This window comes from Nocardioides silvaticus, from assembly GCF_003160695.1.
Lineage (GTDB): Bacteria > Actinomycetota > Actinomycetes > Propionibacteriales > Nocardioidaceae > Nocardioides > Nocardioides silvaticus.
Genome location: NZ_QGDD01000003.1, coordinates 130,326 through 146,495, shown reverse-complemented (window position 1 = coordinate 146,495; position 16,170 = coordinate 130,326). Strand labels below are relative to the sequence as shown.

15 protein-coding genes and 1 tRNA gene are annotated in these 16,170 nt (G+C 69.5%); 6 read left to right on the top strand and 10 right to left on the bottom strand.

Translation table 11 applies throughout. The features are described 5' to 3' along the window. The first annotated feature begins 34 nt into the window (after window positions 1–34). Window positions 35–119, top strand: a tRNA-Ser gene (locus DJ010_RS08820). A 144-nt stretch (window positions 120–263) separates the two neighbouring features. On the opposite strand, the gene DJ010_RS08815 is transcribed toward DJ010_RS08820, so the two are convergent. The 3 genes from DJ010_RS08815 to mobF all read right to left on the bottom strand — a co-directional run bounded on the left by DJ010_RS08815 (window position 264) and on the right by mobF (window position 3,561). Continuing rightward, on the bottom strand, window positions 264–461 hold the full coding sequence (locus DJ010_RS08815) for a helix-turn-helix domain-containing protein (RefSeq protein ID WP_109693302.1): 198 nt from the start codon (window positions 459–461) through the stop codon (window positions 264–266). Next, window positions 454–693, bottom strand: a complete 240-nt coding sequence (locus DJ010_RS08810; protein ID WP_109693301.1) for a hypothetical protein — start codon at window positions 691–693, stop codon at window positions 454–456. Before DJ010_RS08810 ends, DJ010_RS08815 begins: the two co-directional genes overlap by 8 nt. 174 nt (window positions 694–867) lie before the next feature. After that, window positions 868–3,561, bottom strand: coding sequence for a MobF family relaxase (gene mobF / locus DJ010_RS08805; RefSeq protein WP_245927384.1), 2,694 nt, complete (start codon window positions 3,559–3,561; stop codon window positions 868–870). Window positions 3,562–3,958: 397 nt separating this feature from the next. Between mobF and DJ010_RS08800 the strand changes: the two genes are divergently transcribed. Then, window positions 3,959–4,453, top strand: coding sequence for a SigE family RNA polymerase sigma factor (locus DJ010_RS08800; protein WP_211318722.1), 495 nt, complete (start codon window positions 3,959–3,961; stop codon window positions 4,451–4,453). Beyond that, window positions 4,450–5,700: a Kelch repeat-containing protein gene (locus DJ010_RS08795; RefSeq protein ID WP_109693298.1), complete on the top strand. Its 1,251-nt coding sequence runs from the start codon at window positions 4,450–4,452 to the stop codon at window positions 5,698–5,700. The genes DJ010_RS08800 and DJ010_RS08795 overlap by 4 nt, the downstream gene beginning before the upstream one ends. Before the next feature lie 182 nt (window positions 5,701–5,882). On the opposite strand, the gene DJ010_RS08790 is transcribed toward DJ010_RS08795, so the two are convergent. From DJ010_RS08790 to DJ010_RS08775, 5 genes are all read right to left on the bottom strand, one after another. Then, window positions 5,883–6,569: a hypothetical protein gene (locus DJ010_RS08790; RefSeq protein WP_109693297.1), complete on the bottom strand. Its 687-nt coding sequence runs from the start codon at window positions 6,567–6,569 to the stop codon at window positions 5,883–5,885. Window positions 6,570–6,577: 8 nt separating this feature from the next. After that, on the bottom strand, window positions 6,578–7,123 hold the full coding sequence (locus tag DJ010_RS21785) for a hypothetical protein (RefSeq protein ID WP_146207296.1): 546 nt from the start codon (window positions 7,121–7,123) through the stop codon (window positions 6,578–6,580). Between the two features lie 763 nt (window positions 7,124–7,886). Beyond that, window positions 7,887–9,155 carry a tyrosine-type recombinase/integrase gene (locus tag DJ010_RS08785; RefSeq protein ID WP_109693296.1) on the bottom strand — a complete coding sequence of 423 codons (1,269 nt, stop codon included), beginning with the start codon at window positions 9,153–9,155 and terminating at the stop codon, window positions 7,887–7,889. Between the two features lie 261 nt (window positions 9,156–9,416). Beyond that, a complete protein-coding gene (locus DJ010_RS08780; RefSeq protein ID WP_109693295.1) occupies window positions 9,417–10,043 on the bottom strand; it encodes a hypothetical protein in 627 nt (208 codons plus the stop codon). An 85-nt stretch (window positions 10,044–10,128) separates the two neighbouring features. Further along, entirely contained in the window at window positions 10,129–10,815 is a 687-nt protein-coding gene (locus tag DJ010_RS08775) for an acetoacetate decarboxylase family protein (RefSeq protein WP_109693294.1), read from the bottom strand. Window positions 10,816–10,877: 62 nt separating this feature from the next. Here DJ010_RS08775 and DJ010_RS08770 point away from each other — a divergent pair, with 62 nt between their 5' ends. Next, on the top strand, window positions 10,878–11,507 hold the full coding sequence (locus DJ010_RS08770; protein WP_109693293.1) for a DUF5701 family protein: 630 nt from the start codon (window positions 10,878–10,880) through the stop codon (window positions 11,505–11,507). Here DJ010_RS08770 and DJ010_RS08765 read toward each other — a convergent pair. Both DJ010_RS08765 and DJ010_RS08760 read right to left on the bottom strand, forming a co-directional pair. Then, window positions 11,504–12,352, bottom strand: a complete 849-nt coding sequence (locus tag DJ010_RS08765; protein ID WP_109693292.1) for an SDR family oxidoreductase — start codon at window positions 12,350–12,352, stop codon at window positions 11,504–11,506. The two genes, DJ010_RS08770 and DJ010_RS08765, sit on opposite strands and share 4 nt — an antisense overlap. Next, the gene (locus DJ010_RS08760) at window positions 12,349–13,881 is read right to left on the bottom strand and encodes an aldehyde dehydrogenase family protein (protein ID WP_109693291.1); all 1,533 of its coding nucleotides are present in this window, start codon (window positions 13,879–13,881) and stop codon (window positions 12,349–12,351) included. The genes DJ010_RS08765 and DJ010_RS08760 overlap by 4 nt, the downstream gene beginning before the upstream one ends. 122 nt (window positions 13,882–14,003) lie before the next feature. Between DJ010_RS08760 and DJ010_RS08755 the strand changes: the two genes are divergently transcribed. Further along, window positions 14,004–15,215, top strand: coding sequence for a PucR family transcriptional regulator (locus DJ010_RS08755; protein ID WP_109693290.1), 1,212 nt, complete (start codon window positions 14,004–14,006; stop codon window positions 15,213–15,215). Window positions 15,216–15,359: 144 nt separating this feature from the next. After that, the gene (locus DJ010_RS08750; protein ID WP_109693289.1) at window positions 15,360–16,169 is read left to right on the top strand and encodes an alpha/beta fold hydrolase; all 810 of its coding nucleotides are present in this window, start codon (window positions 15,360–15,362) and stop codon (window positions 16,167–16,169) included. Window position 16,170: the final 1 nt, after the last annotated feature.

Here is a 16,170-nt window from a genome sequence, read left to right as displayed (position 1 = left end):
AACCGCACTGACCCGCTCCGGTAATCTCTCCGGCGGTGGCGTGTCCGAGCGGCCGAAGGTGCATCACTCGAAATGATGTGTGGGGCAACCCACCGTGGGTTCAAATCCCACCGCCACCGCCGGCCAAAGGGCCTTTGACCTGCGGAAACGCAGATCAAAGGCCCTTTGTCATCCGTATCGTGCCCAATATGTGCCCAATGCTCACCCAACAATGCGGCGTTCGGCCACACCGTCGGTCCGCTGAAACAGCGGCGAGACAACACTCAATATCGCGCTGCGGGGATCTTTCGCGGGGCGGCCTCGAGGTCGTCGAGCTTGATGCGGATGGCGCGTTTGCCGCAGCGGTACGCCGGGATTGTGCCGGCGGCGATCCAACGCCGGATGGTCTTGACCGAGACCGCCATGGCCTCTGCCGCCTCCTCGAGGCTGAGGTAAACCGGGATGCCGCGTCGCTCAGCCATCGGTACTCACCTCCGCTCGTGGGACCGTGGCCGAGGCGAGGAAGCGTCGGGCCTCGGCGACGGTGATGTAGAGGCGGCCGACTCCTTGGAAGCGGGCCCAGCGCGGTCCGACGCCGCGTTGGCGCCAGTCGCGGACCGTGCGCTGTGGGATGCGGATGAGTTCGCAGAACTCTTCGAACAGGATCAGGTTGTTGTCGTCCCAGTCGTCGGGGATGCCGATGGGTGTCACCATCTCTTCGCCTCTCGTCGTGGCCGCCGACGGGTTCGGCGGCTCCTGCCGGGAGAAGCAACATCGCGCTCGGCGGATCGGACGTCTTGTGACCGTTGCTGTCGAGACGCGTGGCTCTCCTGGTCACCTATGTCGTCCACGCCGGTCCGGGCGATCACTTCAGGCGAGGATGTTTGGTCAACGGCCGATCCCGCGGGGGGTCGGTTGTGGTGCTGGGATTGGTTGGGGTCGACGTGGGCCGTGCCGCAGCGCCGCGGCCTGCAGTCCGACGCTGCGTGGTGGCGCACTGGATCCGTAGCGGTCGATGTCGTCGGTGGCTCTCTCGGCGGCGTGGCTGGGGCCGAGGTCGGCGCGGTCGCGGATGAAGATGTCGATCCATTGGCTGCGGGCGTCGTCGATGGTCTCGGCGATGAGGTGGGCGACGTTGCGGTGGCGGCCGCGGGTCATGCCGACGTAGGCGGTGGCGGCGCCGGTCGTTTCGCCGAGTGCGAGGTGGGCGGAGTCGACGGTCTCTCCCTGGGCTCCGTAGGCGGTGGTGGTGAAGGCGAGCTCGACGTGCTCGTGAACGTAGTCGGCGGGGAGCTCGCGTTGTCCGGCGCGCCCGGTGACGAGGAGGCTGCAGTCCTCGCCGATGCCGGCCACGGTCCAGATGTCGCGGTTGGCGACTGCGAGGTCGCGGTCGTTGCGTCGGGTGGCGACTCGGTCGCCGAGCCCGATCCGCTCACCACGACGGGTGATCGGCTCACCAACGCGCTCACCAACGCGCTCACCGGATTGCTCACCAGACTTGTCGCCGGCGTCGTGGCGGCGGTCGCGGATTGCTGCGTTGAGTGCGCTGACTTGGTCGCGGGTGTCGGTGATGACGAGCTGGTCGCCGTCATCAGCACGGTCGGCGCCGATGGCGGCCAGGGTTGCTGTGCGTTCGACCTCGCTGGGATGAACGACGACGTCGCCGCGTTCGAGGAGGGCGTCGAAGACCTCACCAGGCCGCTCACCAGTGCGCATGAGCATGCTGAGGTCGGCGTAGGCGGGGTCGCTGAATCGGTGGACCGATTCGAGCTCGTGGTGGGCTTCGGGTCGAGCCCAGCGTGCGGCGAGGTCGAGGACGCCGCCGCGGCCGACGGCCGGGAGCTGATGGCGATCGCCGAGGAGCGCGACGGTGGCGTGGGCTTGGTCGGCGATGGCGAACAGCGCGCGGGCGGTGTCCTGGTCGAGCATGCCGGCCTCGTCGACGAGGAGGACGTCGCCGGGGAGCAGCCGTGCGCGGGCCTCTGCTGCGGCGGCGGCGTGCGACCAGTGCCCGTCCTCGTCCCAGCGGTAGCCGTGTTGGTGGATGAGCCAGGCGGCGGAGAAGGCGTCGGTGCCGACCTGCTGCTGTGCTGCTTGGGCGGCCTTGAGCGTGGGAGTGACGACCACGAGTCGACGATCCGCGTCGTCGAGTGCGTCGCGTGCGGCGGCCAGGGTGGTGGTCTTGCCGGCCCCGGCTGCGCCTTCGATCACCAAAAGGCCAGCGTCGCCGGCAAGAGCAGCGACGACGCGCCGTTGCGCAGGATCGAGATGCGCGACGCCGCGGAGCCGGACCGCTGCAGTGACCGGCCGTGCGGAACGTGAAGCGATGCTGTCGACCAGGTCGGCCTCGACAGCGAGGACACGCTCGGACGTCAGACTGCGGACATGCTCGGGGACGTCATCTCGTTCCAGCAACGGCACACACCGTGCCCGGGCGCGGTCAGCGATGTCCTCGACCAGCTCGTGCCGCACCGGTCGCTCGGCGACCACGCCGACGGAAGCGATCAGTCGTTCCACCTCGCCGCGAATGTCAGCTGCGTTCCACGCAGACCGCTTCGCCCCGAGTCGAGTGAGCACCAGATCGACGGCGACCTCGCGGTTGATCCGACCGACCTGGAGACCCGGCGCTGTCACGCGACCCGTCGGTGGCGTGAAGCCGAGGTCGCGCAGTTCGCCGTTCCACGCCGCGACGAGGTCGGCGCCGCTGCGGGGTACGACCTTGTCGGGCCGCGCGTCCGCCCACGCGCGTCGGTCCCAGACACGCCGCAGCCGCGGACCCGGTTCCTGGTCGGGGTGCTCGGCTCGCCATGCGGCTTCGTATCGGTCGACGTTGCGGTTGATCTGTGCCGCGCGTTGGCTGAACCCGGCGACATAGGGCGCGAGCTGCTGGATCTCGCCGTCGTCGGCGAGGCTGTAGCCGCGGTCCGCGAGCGTGGTGCGGAACTCGGGGTCGCACATCACCGCGGCGTGACCGATCCCGTTGAGTGCCTCGATGCTGTCGACGAGGCCGACCGAGTGCAGTCCGCGCCATGCTCCGCGCGCGAAGACGCGTGCGTTGATCTGTACATGGAGGTGACGGTGCGGGTCGCCGGCGCGCGAGGTGTGGTGACGGACCACTGCCGCCTCGACCATCTCCACCGGCACCTGCACCTGACGCCCGCGCGGCCCGACCCGAGTAGTGGCATGCGAAGCGACCCAGCCGATCACCTCGCTCGCCGCCCGCCCCATCGCCGCGTCGTACGCCACCGCGATCTCGGGGTGGATCGCGGCGGCAAGCGACCAGGACTTCGGCCCGTTGATGACGACCTCGACGAACCGCAGCGCGCGTGCGTCGTCGCGCAGGCGCCCCTTGGCCGCGCCGGTCAGCACGTCGAAGCCGGCGACCCAGCCCTCGTACCTCGACCCGTCGAGGTCCCCGACGCGCTGCACAACTCCGGGGCCAGCGATGTAGTGCGCGGCCAGGCCGCTGCCTTCGGCCAGGTAGTAGTCGTCGGCGCGCGAGTGGTCGGCCTCGAGGTAGGAGCGCGCCGCAGCGGCAGAGCCTCGGTAGAACTTCACCCCGCCGTGCATCGGCCTCGTCACCGCCCGTCACTACTCGTCATCTAGCCTTGAAATGACGCTCGGCCCGCCCCGAGGGGCGGACCGAACTACGGACCTTCGTAGCATGCGTGCCGCTCGGTTTGAAGGCGTCTGTGGGCCACGGACGGCAGCGCTCCGAGAAGTCGTCATTCCTCGTCAAGCGCCATTCGTGTGGGCTGGTGTCGGGAACGAACTCGATGATGTTCAAGGGGATCGATGATGTTGAGAGGCGCGACGGTTCAGGCGACGTCGAAGTCTGCCTGTCACTGCTCCCGCTGTCGATCCGGTTCGACACGACCGATCACCGGAGGAGAAATTCGGAACCAGCACCGAACCAGCGGCGTCCCAGGGAGCATCTGAGTGTCGAATGCACCGGTGGACAGCTGCAAGGAGTGGGCGGGTGGCAGATCAGGAGGCCGAGTTCGTGGCGTTCTACGCCGCGACCTGGCCACGCCTGTTCCGCACCGTCTACGGCGTCGCCGGAGATCGGCAACTCACCGAGGACGCATTGCAGACCGCCTTCGCGCAAGCTTGGTCACGGTGGCCGAAGGTCTCGGCATCCGACGACCGACTGGCGTACCTGCGCCGGATGGCCATCAATGCCGCCCTCGCACGGCATCGCAAGGCTTCGAGCCGGCGCGAGTCGAGCGTGCCCGTCGTCCCGGACGCACCTGCTCCCGACGACGACTGGCTCGAGTGGGATGCGACCTGGCAGGCCGTCCGCGCTCTCCCACCGCGCCAGCGCGCCGTCGTGGTGCTCCGCTACTACGAGGGCCTGAGCGAGCGGGAGATCGCCGAGATGCTCGGCTGCCGACCAGGGACGGTCAAGTCCCAGGCATCGGCCGCCCTCGCCAGGCTCCGCACCGTGCTCGAAACTGAAGGGACCAGACGATGAACCTCGAGGAACGCCTGACGACCGACCTCCACGACGACCTCGACCGCCTCGACGCGGGCCCCGGCGACCCCCGCCAGGCGCTGGTCGCCGGCACCAGGACCAGCCGACGTCGTACGACGTTGCGCGTGGTGTCCACCGCTGCGGTCGTCGGTGCGGTCGCGCTGACCGCCGGGGTCGCGCTCCGCCCCGAGGACCGCACGGGCGACGGGGAGCCGGCACCGTCGGCGCCCGCCGGTGGCTGGAGCAAGGCAGCGCCGTCGCCGCTCGCGCCCCGCTACGGAGCCCTGATGGTGTGGACTGGCGACGAGGTGCTCGTCATGGGGGGCCACCAGGACACCCCGTGCCCACCGAACGCGGACTGCATCGCACCGAGCGATCCCCTATCCGACGCTGCCGCCTACGACGCCGAGACCGATGGCTGGCGGACCATTGCGCCACCACCGATCCAGATCGACAGTGGCACTCCGGCCGTCGTGAGCGACGGGATCGTGGTGATCGGGAACGCCCGGAACTGGTGGACCTACGACCCCGTCGCCGACCGATGGCGCGAGCTCGACCCCCCCGCCGGCGTCGATGCTGGACCCCGGACCGAGCTCGACGGCAAGGTCTATGCCGTGGACGGTCACCGGACGGTGTCGGTGCTCGAGGTGGCGTCCGGGTCGTGGTCGACCCTCCCCTCAGACGACCTCGCGCCCGCCCTGACGATCGACGGCCTTTTCGCCACCTCGTCCGGGATCGTCCTGGCGGGCGTCAACTACCGTGAGTCGGCCCCTGACGAGCCGACCCTCACCCAGGCCGACATCTGGGACGGCCGCTCGTGGTCCCGCCTTCCGCGCACCGGCATGATCGGCTGGCTCTACAACTGGACCGGCGAACGCATCCTCGGTCTCGAGCCGGGCGGCGCCGACGGGGGACAGACCAACAACTGGGGCCGCTACTACCCCGCGGCCGGTGCGCTCGACCCAGCCACCGGCGCCTGGGAGCCGCTGCCCGGCCTCGACTACGAGGACCGGGCCGAGGGCCCGGCGTGGGTTGTCGAGACCGCCGAAGGCCCCCTGGTCGCCACGCAAGGCCGGGTTTACGACGACTCCGCCCGGACCTGGACCGAGCCCGGCATCCCCGATTCCGCAGTCGACAGCGACCTCAGCGCGACCTGGGCCGACGGCCGACTGGTGTTCTTCGGCGGCTACGACCGCGATGCCGAGCGGCTGTCCAACGACACTTGGATCTGGACTCCCGGGGGGTGAGCGACCGATGACGGCGACAACGCGCCGTCCAAGCACAGGCTGTGACAGTCGCTGCCACTAGTGCAGGTCGACGCGTTTCGCGCGACCGCCCGCGCACGACCAGCGCTTCGGCATCAGTATCTGCTCGTCGATTCCTGATCGCATGGCCAAGAAGCGCGCACGTGTCCTAGGACCAAGAATCCCTAGAAGGCTGCATCCAGTTGCGCCTGGACATCTTCCAGGGTCCACCCGTTGCCCCATGCACTAGTTCCACCCTCCCTTGTTGGGAAGGTCAGCGCTTGGGGATGAAGTCCAGCGAGCAGTACCCCGTCCTCGGGTAGGCCCCTGTTGGGATCGATCACGCTAATGTTCGCGCTCTTTGAGAACTGGACGGGGTCTGCCATGACGATGACTTCGCTGCCCAAGGGGATTGCCTTTTCGAACGCCGACACGGGGACCACGGTCGAGGGGCCGCCCTCGTCGTCGACTACACCCTCCTGCTGAGCCCCACGAGACAGGGTCACAAAGATCGATCCCGAAGAATCAAGGTCCGCTCGGGATCCCTTGTAAAGATCGGCAACCCGAATCTCAAGCACGACGCTGTGTTCCCGGACATCGTAGCCCTCTGACGCGGCCCCCTCCTCAAGGATTTCGTAGCCATCTCGAATCCCAACGATCTCGCCTGAAACGACCGTCGAACGTTCTCTGGCCATCTCGGCAGGCACGGCGTACATGAAAGCGTTGACGTGACCGCCTGCTTCGAAAATCGATGTGTCGACAAACTTGGGGTCAGGCTGGGTGTTGTCCGTGCCGCTCGAGCACGCTGTCGCGACGAACAGCAGGGCGGCTGCAGCGACGAGGGTAGAACGGCGCCAATTCTTGGTCATCATGCGTTCCCTCACCAGTTGCTATTGATGTGGTTGATGTGGTGTGGCCCGTAGGTTCGCGTCCACTCTTGCCCGCCATCCCACAAGCCAGACCGCATGCAACTATGGTTCCCGGCGCCGTCAGGTGATGTTGCGCCGTAATGGTCGAGGGCGACACTGTGGCCAAGCTCATGGCATGTGGTATGGCGGGTCTCGGCGGGCGGATCTGCGGCATATTGCTGAATTTCACCGTAGCTGACGCGAATCCGCCATTGATCACATCGTCCGTTGGTATTCAGATCGATACAGTTGGTAACGCCGCTAACGCCCTCTTGGTAGAAGACTTGCTCCCACCTCGCGTCCGTCTGGCTAGTGCAATTCGAGTGGAACTGGATGGGTACAACGGTCTGATCGCGCAGCGTTCCCATCGACCAATCGATGCGGTCCTTCACCAGATTGTTCGGCGGGTTGACGTCTCTGAAACAATAGGTGTGATCACCGCGATCGGGCTCGATGCCTCCCACTACGTCCGCCGGCCACTCATCGGCTGCTGCGTGATCCGCGAGCGGAATCGTCATTCCGCTGAGTATCGTCAAACCGACGACAAGCATGCCGCCCAGAGCTTGCGACCGGCCGTTGCGTCGCGAGGGGCCGCCCAGCGGCCAACACGATCGTCGGCCGGACCGGGATCTTGTCTTCGCCGTCACGATTTTCTCCCGTTCTGCCGGTTCCGCCGCACCCCGCGCTGTTTGTCACGAAGGCCGCATGATAACAAGCGGTGTACCGCTCCGCTCGGTTCTTCGGAATCACCCTGATTTGTTCGCGGACCGCGCGTCTGGCTCGCTCCGCGGCCGTCGAGTTTCCGCACCTGGAAGATGGTGCTGCCCGAGTGACGACCGGGCAGCGATCGTCCGCACGTGCACCCTTCCATGGACGCCACGGGTCAGGGGCGCCGCGGGCATGCCGTCAGCCGATTCGCTTCCGCTTGCGCCAAAGGGTCGCAGGTGCGACGCCCCCTCACCATCCTCCAAACCGTCCCCATCAAGGCCCGACCCGCTTGGTGCAGCAGACACTCATGGCGGTGGACCCCAAAGGGCGGGCTAGCGTCAAACCAGATCGTCTCCAACTAACCCGGAGGGCCCCGCCGAGGAACGGCGTAATGGCCGCAGCTCCGGAAAGGCGACTCCCGGGTCTTGGGCTGAGCGACGTGGACTTTCCGGTGATGCCGCCTATCCGCCCGATTTTGGCCAAGACGACCGCGCTGGAGAAGGCGCCAGCGCTCCTTCCCGACGTCCAGCTAGAGCCGAAGTGGGACGGCTTTCGTCCGTCGGCTCTCTCAAGTCAGACCGCACGCAGGCCGTTGCGGCGAGACAGACGGCGGCTGATCTCGCGGTCTCGTTCCTGGCGAGAGTGCTGGTAGTGAATGGCCATGCTCGGCGTGGAATGGCCGAGCCGGTACATGAGTTCGGCGATGCTGGCGCCTTCCTCTGCGGCCCAGGTGGCTCCGGTGTGGCGAAGGTCGTGGAGATCGAGGTCCTCACGCCCGGCGCGGCGGCGGGCTTCGCGCCAGCCGAAGCCCGCCTTCCGCACGCTGCCGTCCTCATTGAGGACGGCAGCGCGCCCGTTCAAGGTGGTCTCGGACAGGTGCACGGTCTGGTCGCGGCTGGCGTGGAAGATCAGACCGGCCGGGCCAGGGGCGGCGTGCCGAGCGAGATGATCCTTGACTGCGGGGATGAGAAAGTCGGGGATTGATACCGAACGGAAGCCGGCGTCGGTCTTCGGCGCTCCGACGAGGCTCTCGGTCGCTCTGGTGGACGCGTTGGGGTCGACTGCTGCCTTCCGGACGCGTACGACGCCGCGGGAGACCTCGACCCATGCAGCCTCGGCACCGCTCTCGTCGCGGGTGATGACTACGTCGCTTCGCCGCAGCTCGCGCAACTCGCCCGAACGTAGAGCGCACCACGTGGCCAGCAGCAGGAGGAGCCTGAGCCGCTCGGGCATCGTGTCGACCATGACAGTTAGTTCGGCGGCGCTGACTGGGCGGAGGTTTTTGCGCCGTACCTGGCGCGCAGCGCCGCGGATCTGGGCGGGGTTCTTCTCGATGACCTCCTCATCGACGGCGGTGTTGAGGATGGTTCGGAGCGTGGCGTAGGCGTCGGACTTGGCGGACGGTCCGACGTCCAGTTCCTCGTGCCATCTGCGGACGGCGGCTCGGGTGATCTTGTCCAACGGCACCGGCCCAAAGGTTGGGTAGACGTTCGTGCGCAGTGACGAGCGGTACTTGTCCTTCGTCGTCCGGCGGAGCGGTTCGCCTCGCGAACTGCGCCGCGCTTCGAGCCAACGCTCGGCGTAGTCCTCGAACGTCGGGAGTGCCTCCAACTGTTCCCGGAGCTTCGCGTCAGCGAGACGGTCCTTCGGCGACAGCCACGAGTTGGCGTCCTCCACAACACGGCGTTCGGCGAGCAACCAGGCCTCGGCATCCATGCGCGCGACGAAAGTGGTCGGCGCGGTGACGCGTTCGCCGGACGGTGCCAGGTATCGCGCCTGGTAGTTGCCGCTAGCGAGCCGTCGGATGCTGCCGAAGCCGCGCTTCTCACGTCGTCGCGCCATCCCCGAGACCCCTCGTTTTTCGTGCCCAGTACGTGCCCAATACGTGCCCAATCGAGGTCTTCATCTGTCCACTCGACGGCGCCACCAGGGTACGCTTCGTCGCGCGTTGGTGCAGGTCAGAGCCCTTTTTGGGTTCTCCTGTCCGCTGGTGTGCCGAGTTGTCCGCGGCGATCATCGAACTTTCAAATCCCACCGCCACCGCCAGTAGGTCGCAGAAGCCCCGTCAGGTCCCTGACGGGGCTTCTCGCGTCTACGTCGTGCTCAGTCGAGGATCGACGGCACCGGCAGCGGTGCGGGACGCGGCCCCTTCGGGAGCGCGCCACGGACCTCCCGCCAGCGGTCGGCCTGCTCCTCGGTGACCGCCCACCAGTCCTGGGTGTCGCTGCGCCGGAGGGTGGCGCCGCCCGCCACCACGACAGGAGCACCGGGTGCGTCGGCGAAGTTCGTCTCCAGGAACCGGCCCATCGCTGCTCGCGTCTCCGCCCATTCCTCGGGTCGGGTGGCCGTCAGCGGCGCGATCCGCTCGTCGGCGAAGAACCCTCCGGGACGGGACGAGCAGGCGTCGAGGACCATCCGCCAGCGGTGGGCGAGCAGGGCCGGGGAGGTCGCCAGGCGCTTCAGCTCGGTCGTCGACCACGGCACCAGCCGGGCCAGCTGCTCCGCCTCGGCGCGCTCCGCGGGAGTCAGCTCGACGACCGGCGCGGCGGGTGCGGCCGCAGCGGCCGGCGGGACCGGGCCGACGCCGGGCACCGGCACGGCGTACGGCACGTCGGTCGACACGACCGACCCGAGCGGCCGGTCGGGACGGCCGACCTCGCGCTGCGCGACCAGCGCTGCGAGCTCGGCGTAGTCCTCGCGTCGTACGAGCAGGGGGATCCAATCGCCCATGGAAGAGTCTCCCGGAAGGTGTGGGGCGACCGGCAGGGGAGCAGCCGGTCGGCGTCGGGGCGAATCTACTAGTGCGAGCGGCTCGCTACAGGGAGTTCGGCTCCTCGAACCGCGCCTCCATGCGCTCGGTCCACGTCGTCAGCACGACCGAGTCCGGCGAGAGTCCGAGCGACGCGAGCTCCGTGGCGATCGGGTGGTCGCCGAGCGTCAGCGCGACGTCGGCGTCGAAGTACATGCCGCTGCCGGTGCCGCCTTGGGTGAAGCGGGTCAGGTGCGGTCGCCCGTCGATCAAGGTGTACGACGCCAGCGGCATCGCCGGCATCTCGTCGGAGCCCCCGCGCGGCACGGTCACGTCGAGGACCAGCTCGCCGCCCATCGTCAGCACCCACCGGCTGGTCGTGTCGGTGTTCGTGACGTCGATCTGCTCGACGGACTTCGGGAAGCCCCAGATCTGGTTGCCCGCCACGCAGGTGAACTCCTCGGTCACCGGCAGGTGGGTGATGAACGTGCCGTCCTCGCCGCCGCCCTCGGGGCGGACGAACAGCAACGTCCCGACCTCCAGGTAGGAGCCGAGGTCGTTGTCCCGGTAGTCGACGAGGGCCAGCGCGAACTGCGCCCGCCCGGGCTCGGTCTCGACGATCTCGAACCCCGCCGGGGCGAGCGCCTGCGCCGCCTCGACAGCGACGTCGAAGATCACCGTCGCGTTCGAGCCGTCGCGCACCTCGACGGGCATGGTGACGGTCTGGCCGAGGATGTCGTGGGTCGCGGTCACGTCCGCAGTAGAACATGTTCTAGGCGGGAACTTCCAGGGTCCGGTCGCACGTTGGGCACCCCGTGCCTCTTCCCTCCCTCACCGACCAGGCCCACCGACTCCTCGACCTCGGCGTGCACCACCTCGCCGGCACCACGCCGGACGACGTCCTCGGTGCTGCGGGGAGGGGAGGTCCGGACGGGCTGCTCGTCACCGCCGCCCCCGCCTCCGCGCTGGCGCCGTTGCTGCGCCTCGGCGACAAGGAAGGTTTCGTCGTCGAGGACATGACCGACGTCGACGACTTCCGGCCCACCGATGCAGCGGCGGTGCCCGCGGCGCCGTACGTCGTCGCGGGGCTCGATCGCGGCGACGCGCATCTCGACCGGACGCCCGCCGAGACCCTCCCCGACCTCCTGGCCGCCGGGCGCTCGCCGCTGACCCTCGAGGAGGGCCTGCACTGGGTGCTCCAGGACCCCGACGTGCTTGAGCGCAACCGCTGCTTCATGACGATCGGGTCGCGGCTGACGAAGCCCGACGGCGCCTACGACGCGCGCACCCCCGCGCTCTGGATCAGCAACGGCACCGGGCGCGACGGCAAGGAGCGCAAGGGGGCTCCCAAGCTGGGCTGGTGCTGGTGGGGCAACCGCCACACCTGGCTCGGGATCGCGTCCTGCGGGTCTCGACAGGCTCGACCAGCAGAGGACCTGCCCTAGCTCTGGCGGATCCGCTCCAGGTAGCCCTTGCGGGCCTCCTGGTCGACGTCGTCGAGGAAGACGTTCTCCCCACCGAGGACGGTGGCGAGCCCCTCGGCGACCCGCCGCGGCACGAACTTCATGGCGGTCACCATGCCGCCGGCCACCTTGGTGACCCGGACGAACGGCTTCGGCTTCTCGATGAGGTCGGCGGTCGCCCGGGCGATCTCCTCGGGCTCGGCGTTGCGAAAGCCCTTGACGCCGGCGGTGCCGGACACGAGCTCGGTGTTGGTGAACGTCGGACGGACCGAGGAGAACTGGATGCCCGCCTTCCGGTACTCCTGGCGGGCGGCCTCGGTGAAGCCGACGACCGCGTGCTTGGTGCCGCAGTAGGTCGCCAGGCCGGGCATCGGGAGCTCGCCGGCGAGCGAGGCGGTGTTGATGATGTGCCCGCGGCCGCGCGGGAGCATCCGGTTGAGCGCCTGCTTGGTGCCGAAGATGACGCCGAGCAGGTTGATCTCGACCTGCCGGCGGGTGACCGCGTCCTCCTCCTCGTGGACGTGGCCGGTCGGCATGATGCCGGCGTTGTTGACGAGCACGTCGAGGTCGCCGACCTCGGACTCGACCAGGTCGAGGAACGCCCCGAACGACTCGGAGTCGGTGACGTCGAGCCGCGCGTAGGTGTCGATGCCCAGCTCCAGCGCGGCCTCCTTCAGGCGCACCTCGTCGATGTCGCCGATCGCGACGCGGTAGCCGCGGGCGAGCAGCTCCTTCGCGGTCTCGTAGCCGATGCCCCGGGCGCCGCCCGTGATGGCGACGACCTTGCCCCTCCCGGCCTGCCCCACCTTGCTGACCTGTGCACTCATCGGTTCGCTCCCTTTCGTCCGAACCCCAGTCTCTGCCGCAGCCCGCGACCGGACACCGCCCTCATCACGACGCCGGCGATCGCCGTACGGCGGGCCGAGTAGGGGTACCACATGAGCTCGCTCTTCATCGTGGGGATGCGGGGCGAGGTGACCGCTTGGACCTTGCAGTACTTGTGCACGCCGTAGGCACCGCCGAGCCGGGCGCCCACGCCCGAGTCCTTCCACCCGTTGTGGGGGAGCGGTGCGGCGAACAGGTTGCTGAAGACGTCGTTGACGTTCACCGCGCCGGCCTCGAGGCGGCGGGCGACCCGCTCGCCGCGCTCGACGTCGCGCGTCCACACCGTCGCGGAGAGGCCGTACGGCGAGTCGTTGGCCAGGCGCACGGCCTCGTCCTCGTCGGCGACCTTCATCACCGGGATGGTGGGGCCGAACGTCTCCTCGGTGATGCACGACATCGAGTGGTCGACGTCGACGAGGACGGTCGGCTCGAAGAAGTTGCCGACCGGCCCGCGCTGCCCGCCGGTCACGACCCGGGCGCCGGCCTCGACGGCCTCGCGCACGTGGCGGTCGGCGATGTCGACCTGGTGGGCGGTCACCATCGCGCCGACGTCGTCACCCGCAGCGACGCCCTGGGACAGGCCGGAGACCTTCTGGGCCAGCCGGGACACGAACTCGTCGTAGACCGGCGCGGCGACGTAGACCCGCTCGACGGAGATGCAGACCTGGCCGGAGTTGAAGAGGCCGCCCCACGCGATGCCGTTGACGGCGCGGTCGAGGTCGGCGTCCTCGAGCACGATCGCCGGGTCCTTGCCGCCCAGCTCCAGGCTGTAGGGCTTGAGCTGCTCGGCGCACCGCACGCCGATCCTGCGGCCGGTCGCGGTGGAGCCGGTGAACTGGACGAAGTCGGCCGCGTCGACGACCGCGGCGCCGGTCTCGCCGAGGCCGGTGACGTTGGCCATGACCGGCGGGGCGCCGATCTCGTGCCAGCCCTCGATCATCCGCCCGCACGCCAGTGGGGTCTCCTCCGACGACTTCGACAGCACCGCGCAGCCGGCGGCGAGCGCGGGCGCGGCGTCCATGAGGAACAGGGTGATCGGGAAGTTCCAGGGCGTGATGATGCCGACGACCGGGTATGGCGAGTAGACCTTCGTGAGCCGCTTCGGCATCGTCATCGGGCCGACCGGCTTCACCTTCTCGTCGGCGAGGAACTCCGCGGCGTGGTCGGCGTAGTAGCTGATGAACTCGCACGACGCGACCGGCTCGATCACTGCGTCCGGCCGGGCCTTCCCGGTCTCGGACACCAGCAGGTCGGTGAGCTCCTCGGCGTGGGCGAGGATCCAGTCGCGCCAGCGGCGCAGCCACGCCGCGCGGCCCTCCGGGCCGATCGCCTCCCAGCCGACCTGGGCCATCCGCAGCTCGGCGGCGGCCTCGTTGACCGCGCGGGCGTCCATGACCGGGACGCTGTCGACGACGCTGCCGTCGGCCGGGTTGCGGACGTCGAGCACTGCAGGGGTGGTGTCAACGCTCACGAGGCGCTCCTTGGTGCGCGGGGCTTGAACGTGACCGATCGTGCCCCACCGTGGCAACGGCTGGTAAGGCTGGAACCTGTCAATGTGTGACGAACCGACTGTGCATGACGCACAATCGAACGGTGAGCGAGCAGGACGCGGCGGTCGACGCGTGGATCCGGGCCTTCGCGGTCGACACGCTGGCCTCGGAGGAGATCGAGCGGGTCATGCGGCTCCTCAACGAGCAGATCGCGGCCCAGGTGGCCGTCATCGGCCGCGACCGGGACCTGCGGTCCGCGCTGGACGCGAGCACCCGCGCCCAGCTGAGGGCCTTCATCACCCACCTGGTCAGCCCCGGGGAGCTGCGACCGCCGGAGGAGGCCTTCCTGCTGGCGCGCGAGCTCGCGGCCCGCGGCGTCGAGATGGCCGCGCTGCTCGAGGTCTACCGCTCCGGCCAGCAGGCGGCGCTGGCCTACGTGACCGGGGTGGCGCAGGAGGCGGACCTCGCACCCGAGCAGGTCTCGCTCGCGCTGATCACGGTGTGGCGGCACGCCATCGAGTGGTTCTCGCACTCCGTGGAGCAGTTGATCGGGGCGTACGGCGAGGAGCGCGAGCGCTGGCTGCGCAGCGCCCTGACCCGTCGCACCCAGCTGGTCGCCTCGATCCTCGCGGGCGACCGGGTCGACCTCGACGCGGCAGAGCGGGACCTCGGCCACTCCCTGCGCCGGCAGCAGACCGCGCTCGTGCTCTGGGAGACCGCCCCCCGCGCCGAGGGCGACCCGGTGCGCCGGCTCGAGGCCGAGGCGGCGCGGATCGCCGCCCGCTGCGGAGCACCCCGACCGCTCGTCGTACCGTCCGGGCCGGCCGAGGTCTGGGCCTGGCTCGGCACCGACCGTCCGCTGGACGGGGAGGAGCTGCGCGCGGTCGGGTCGTCGCCGGGGATCCGGGTCGCCGCCGGCGTGACCGCTGCCGGGCTCGGCGGGTTCCGAGTCTCGCACCACGAGGCGGTCGCCGGCCGCGACCTGGCCGACGGGCTCCCCGAGCCGCTGATCGCCTACGCCGACGTCGAGGTGGTCTCGTTGCTGTCCCGCGACCGGGTCGCCATGCACTCCTTCGTCGGGCGCGAGCTCGGCGCGCTGGCCGCCGGCGACGAGGTGGCCGCGCGGCTCCGGGAGACCGTGCTCGCCTACCTCGAGTCCGGGATGGACGGTGCCGCCGCGCGGCTCGCCATCCACCGCAACACCGTGCGCTACCGGCTGCGCCAGGCCGAGGAGCTGCTGGGCAGACCGGTGACCGAGCGCCGGCGCGAGCTGGAGCTGGCGTTGCTCTGCGCCGCTGCCGTCGCGGTCGCGTGACCGCGTGGGCTGGATCACATTCCCTCGCCGGTGCGCCGCCGGACCCGGTAGACAGGTCGTGTTGATCCCTGTACAACGTGTACAGCTAACTGGCGGCTGACCAGGGAACCAGAGGGCAGTGTTGCCCGTGAGGCGGTAGAGCACATGCTGGCGTACGAGCGCTTCGGGACCGGAGAGCCCCTGGTCCTGGTCCACGGGATCAGCCACCGCCGGCAGGCCTGGTACCCCATCGCGGAGCAGCTCGCCGAGCACCGCGAGGTCATCCTGTTCGACCTGCCGGGCCACGGGGAGTCACCGGCGCTCGCGGCCGACGGCCGGCACGTCAAGGACGTGCTCCAGGAGGAGCTGATCGACCTCTTCTTCGAGCTCGACCTCCACCGCCCGCACATCGCCGGCAACTCCCTCGGCGGCCGGATCGCCCTCGAGGCCGCCGCCGACGGACTGGTCAGCAGCGCCACCGGCCTCTCGCCCGCCGGCTTCTGGAAGGGCGGCCACGACTTCGCCTACATCCGCGCGCACTTCGCCCTCCTGCAGGCGTCGGGCCGGCTGGCCCGCCCGGTGGCGCCGGCGCTCGCCCGGCCGGCGCTGGCGCGCAAGCTGATGATGGGCTCGCTGATGACCCACGGCGAGCGGCTGACCCCGGAGCAGGTCGTCGGCGACCTCAACTGCATGGTCGCCGCGCGTCCTGCCCTCAAGCGGATCTTCGCGGAGGGCTCGCGGTTCGACAGCGAGATCGCCGACGAGGTCCCGGTGACGATCGCTTGGGGCTCGAAGGACCGGGTGCTGCTGCCCTACCAAGCCGAGCGCGCCCGCCGTCAGCTCCCCGCAGCGGAGCACGTGTGGCTGGACGGCAGCGGCCACGTCCCGATGGCCGACGACGTCGCCGGTGTCGTCGACGTGCTCCTGCGCGGCTCCTCGCACGGACTGCGTCCGGCCGTCGCGCACGTGGCCTGAC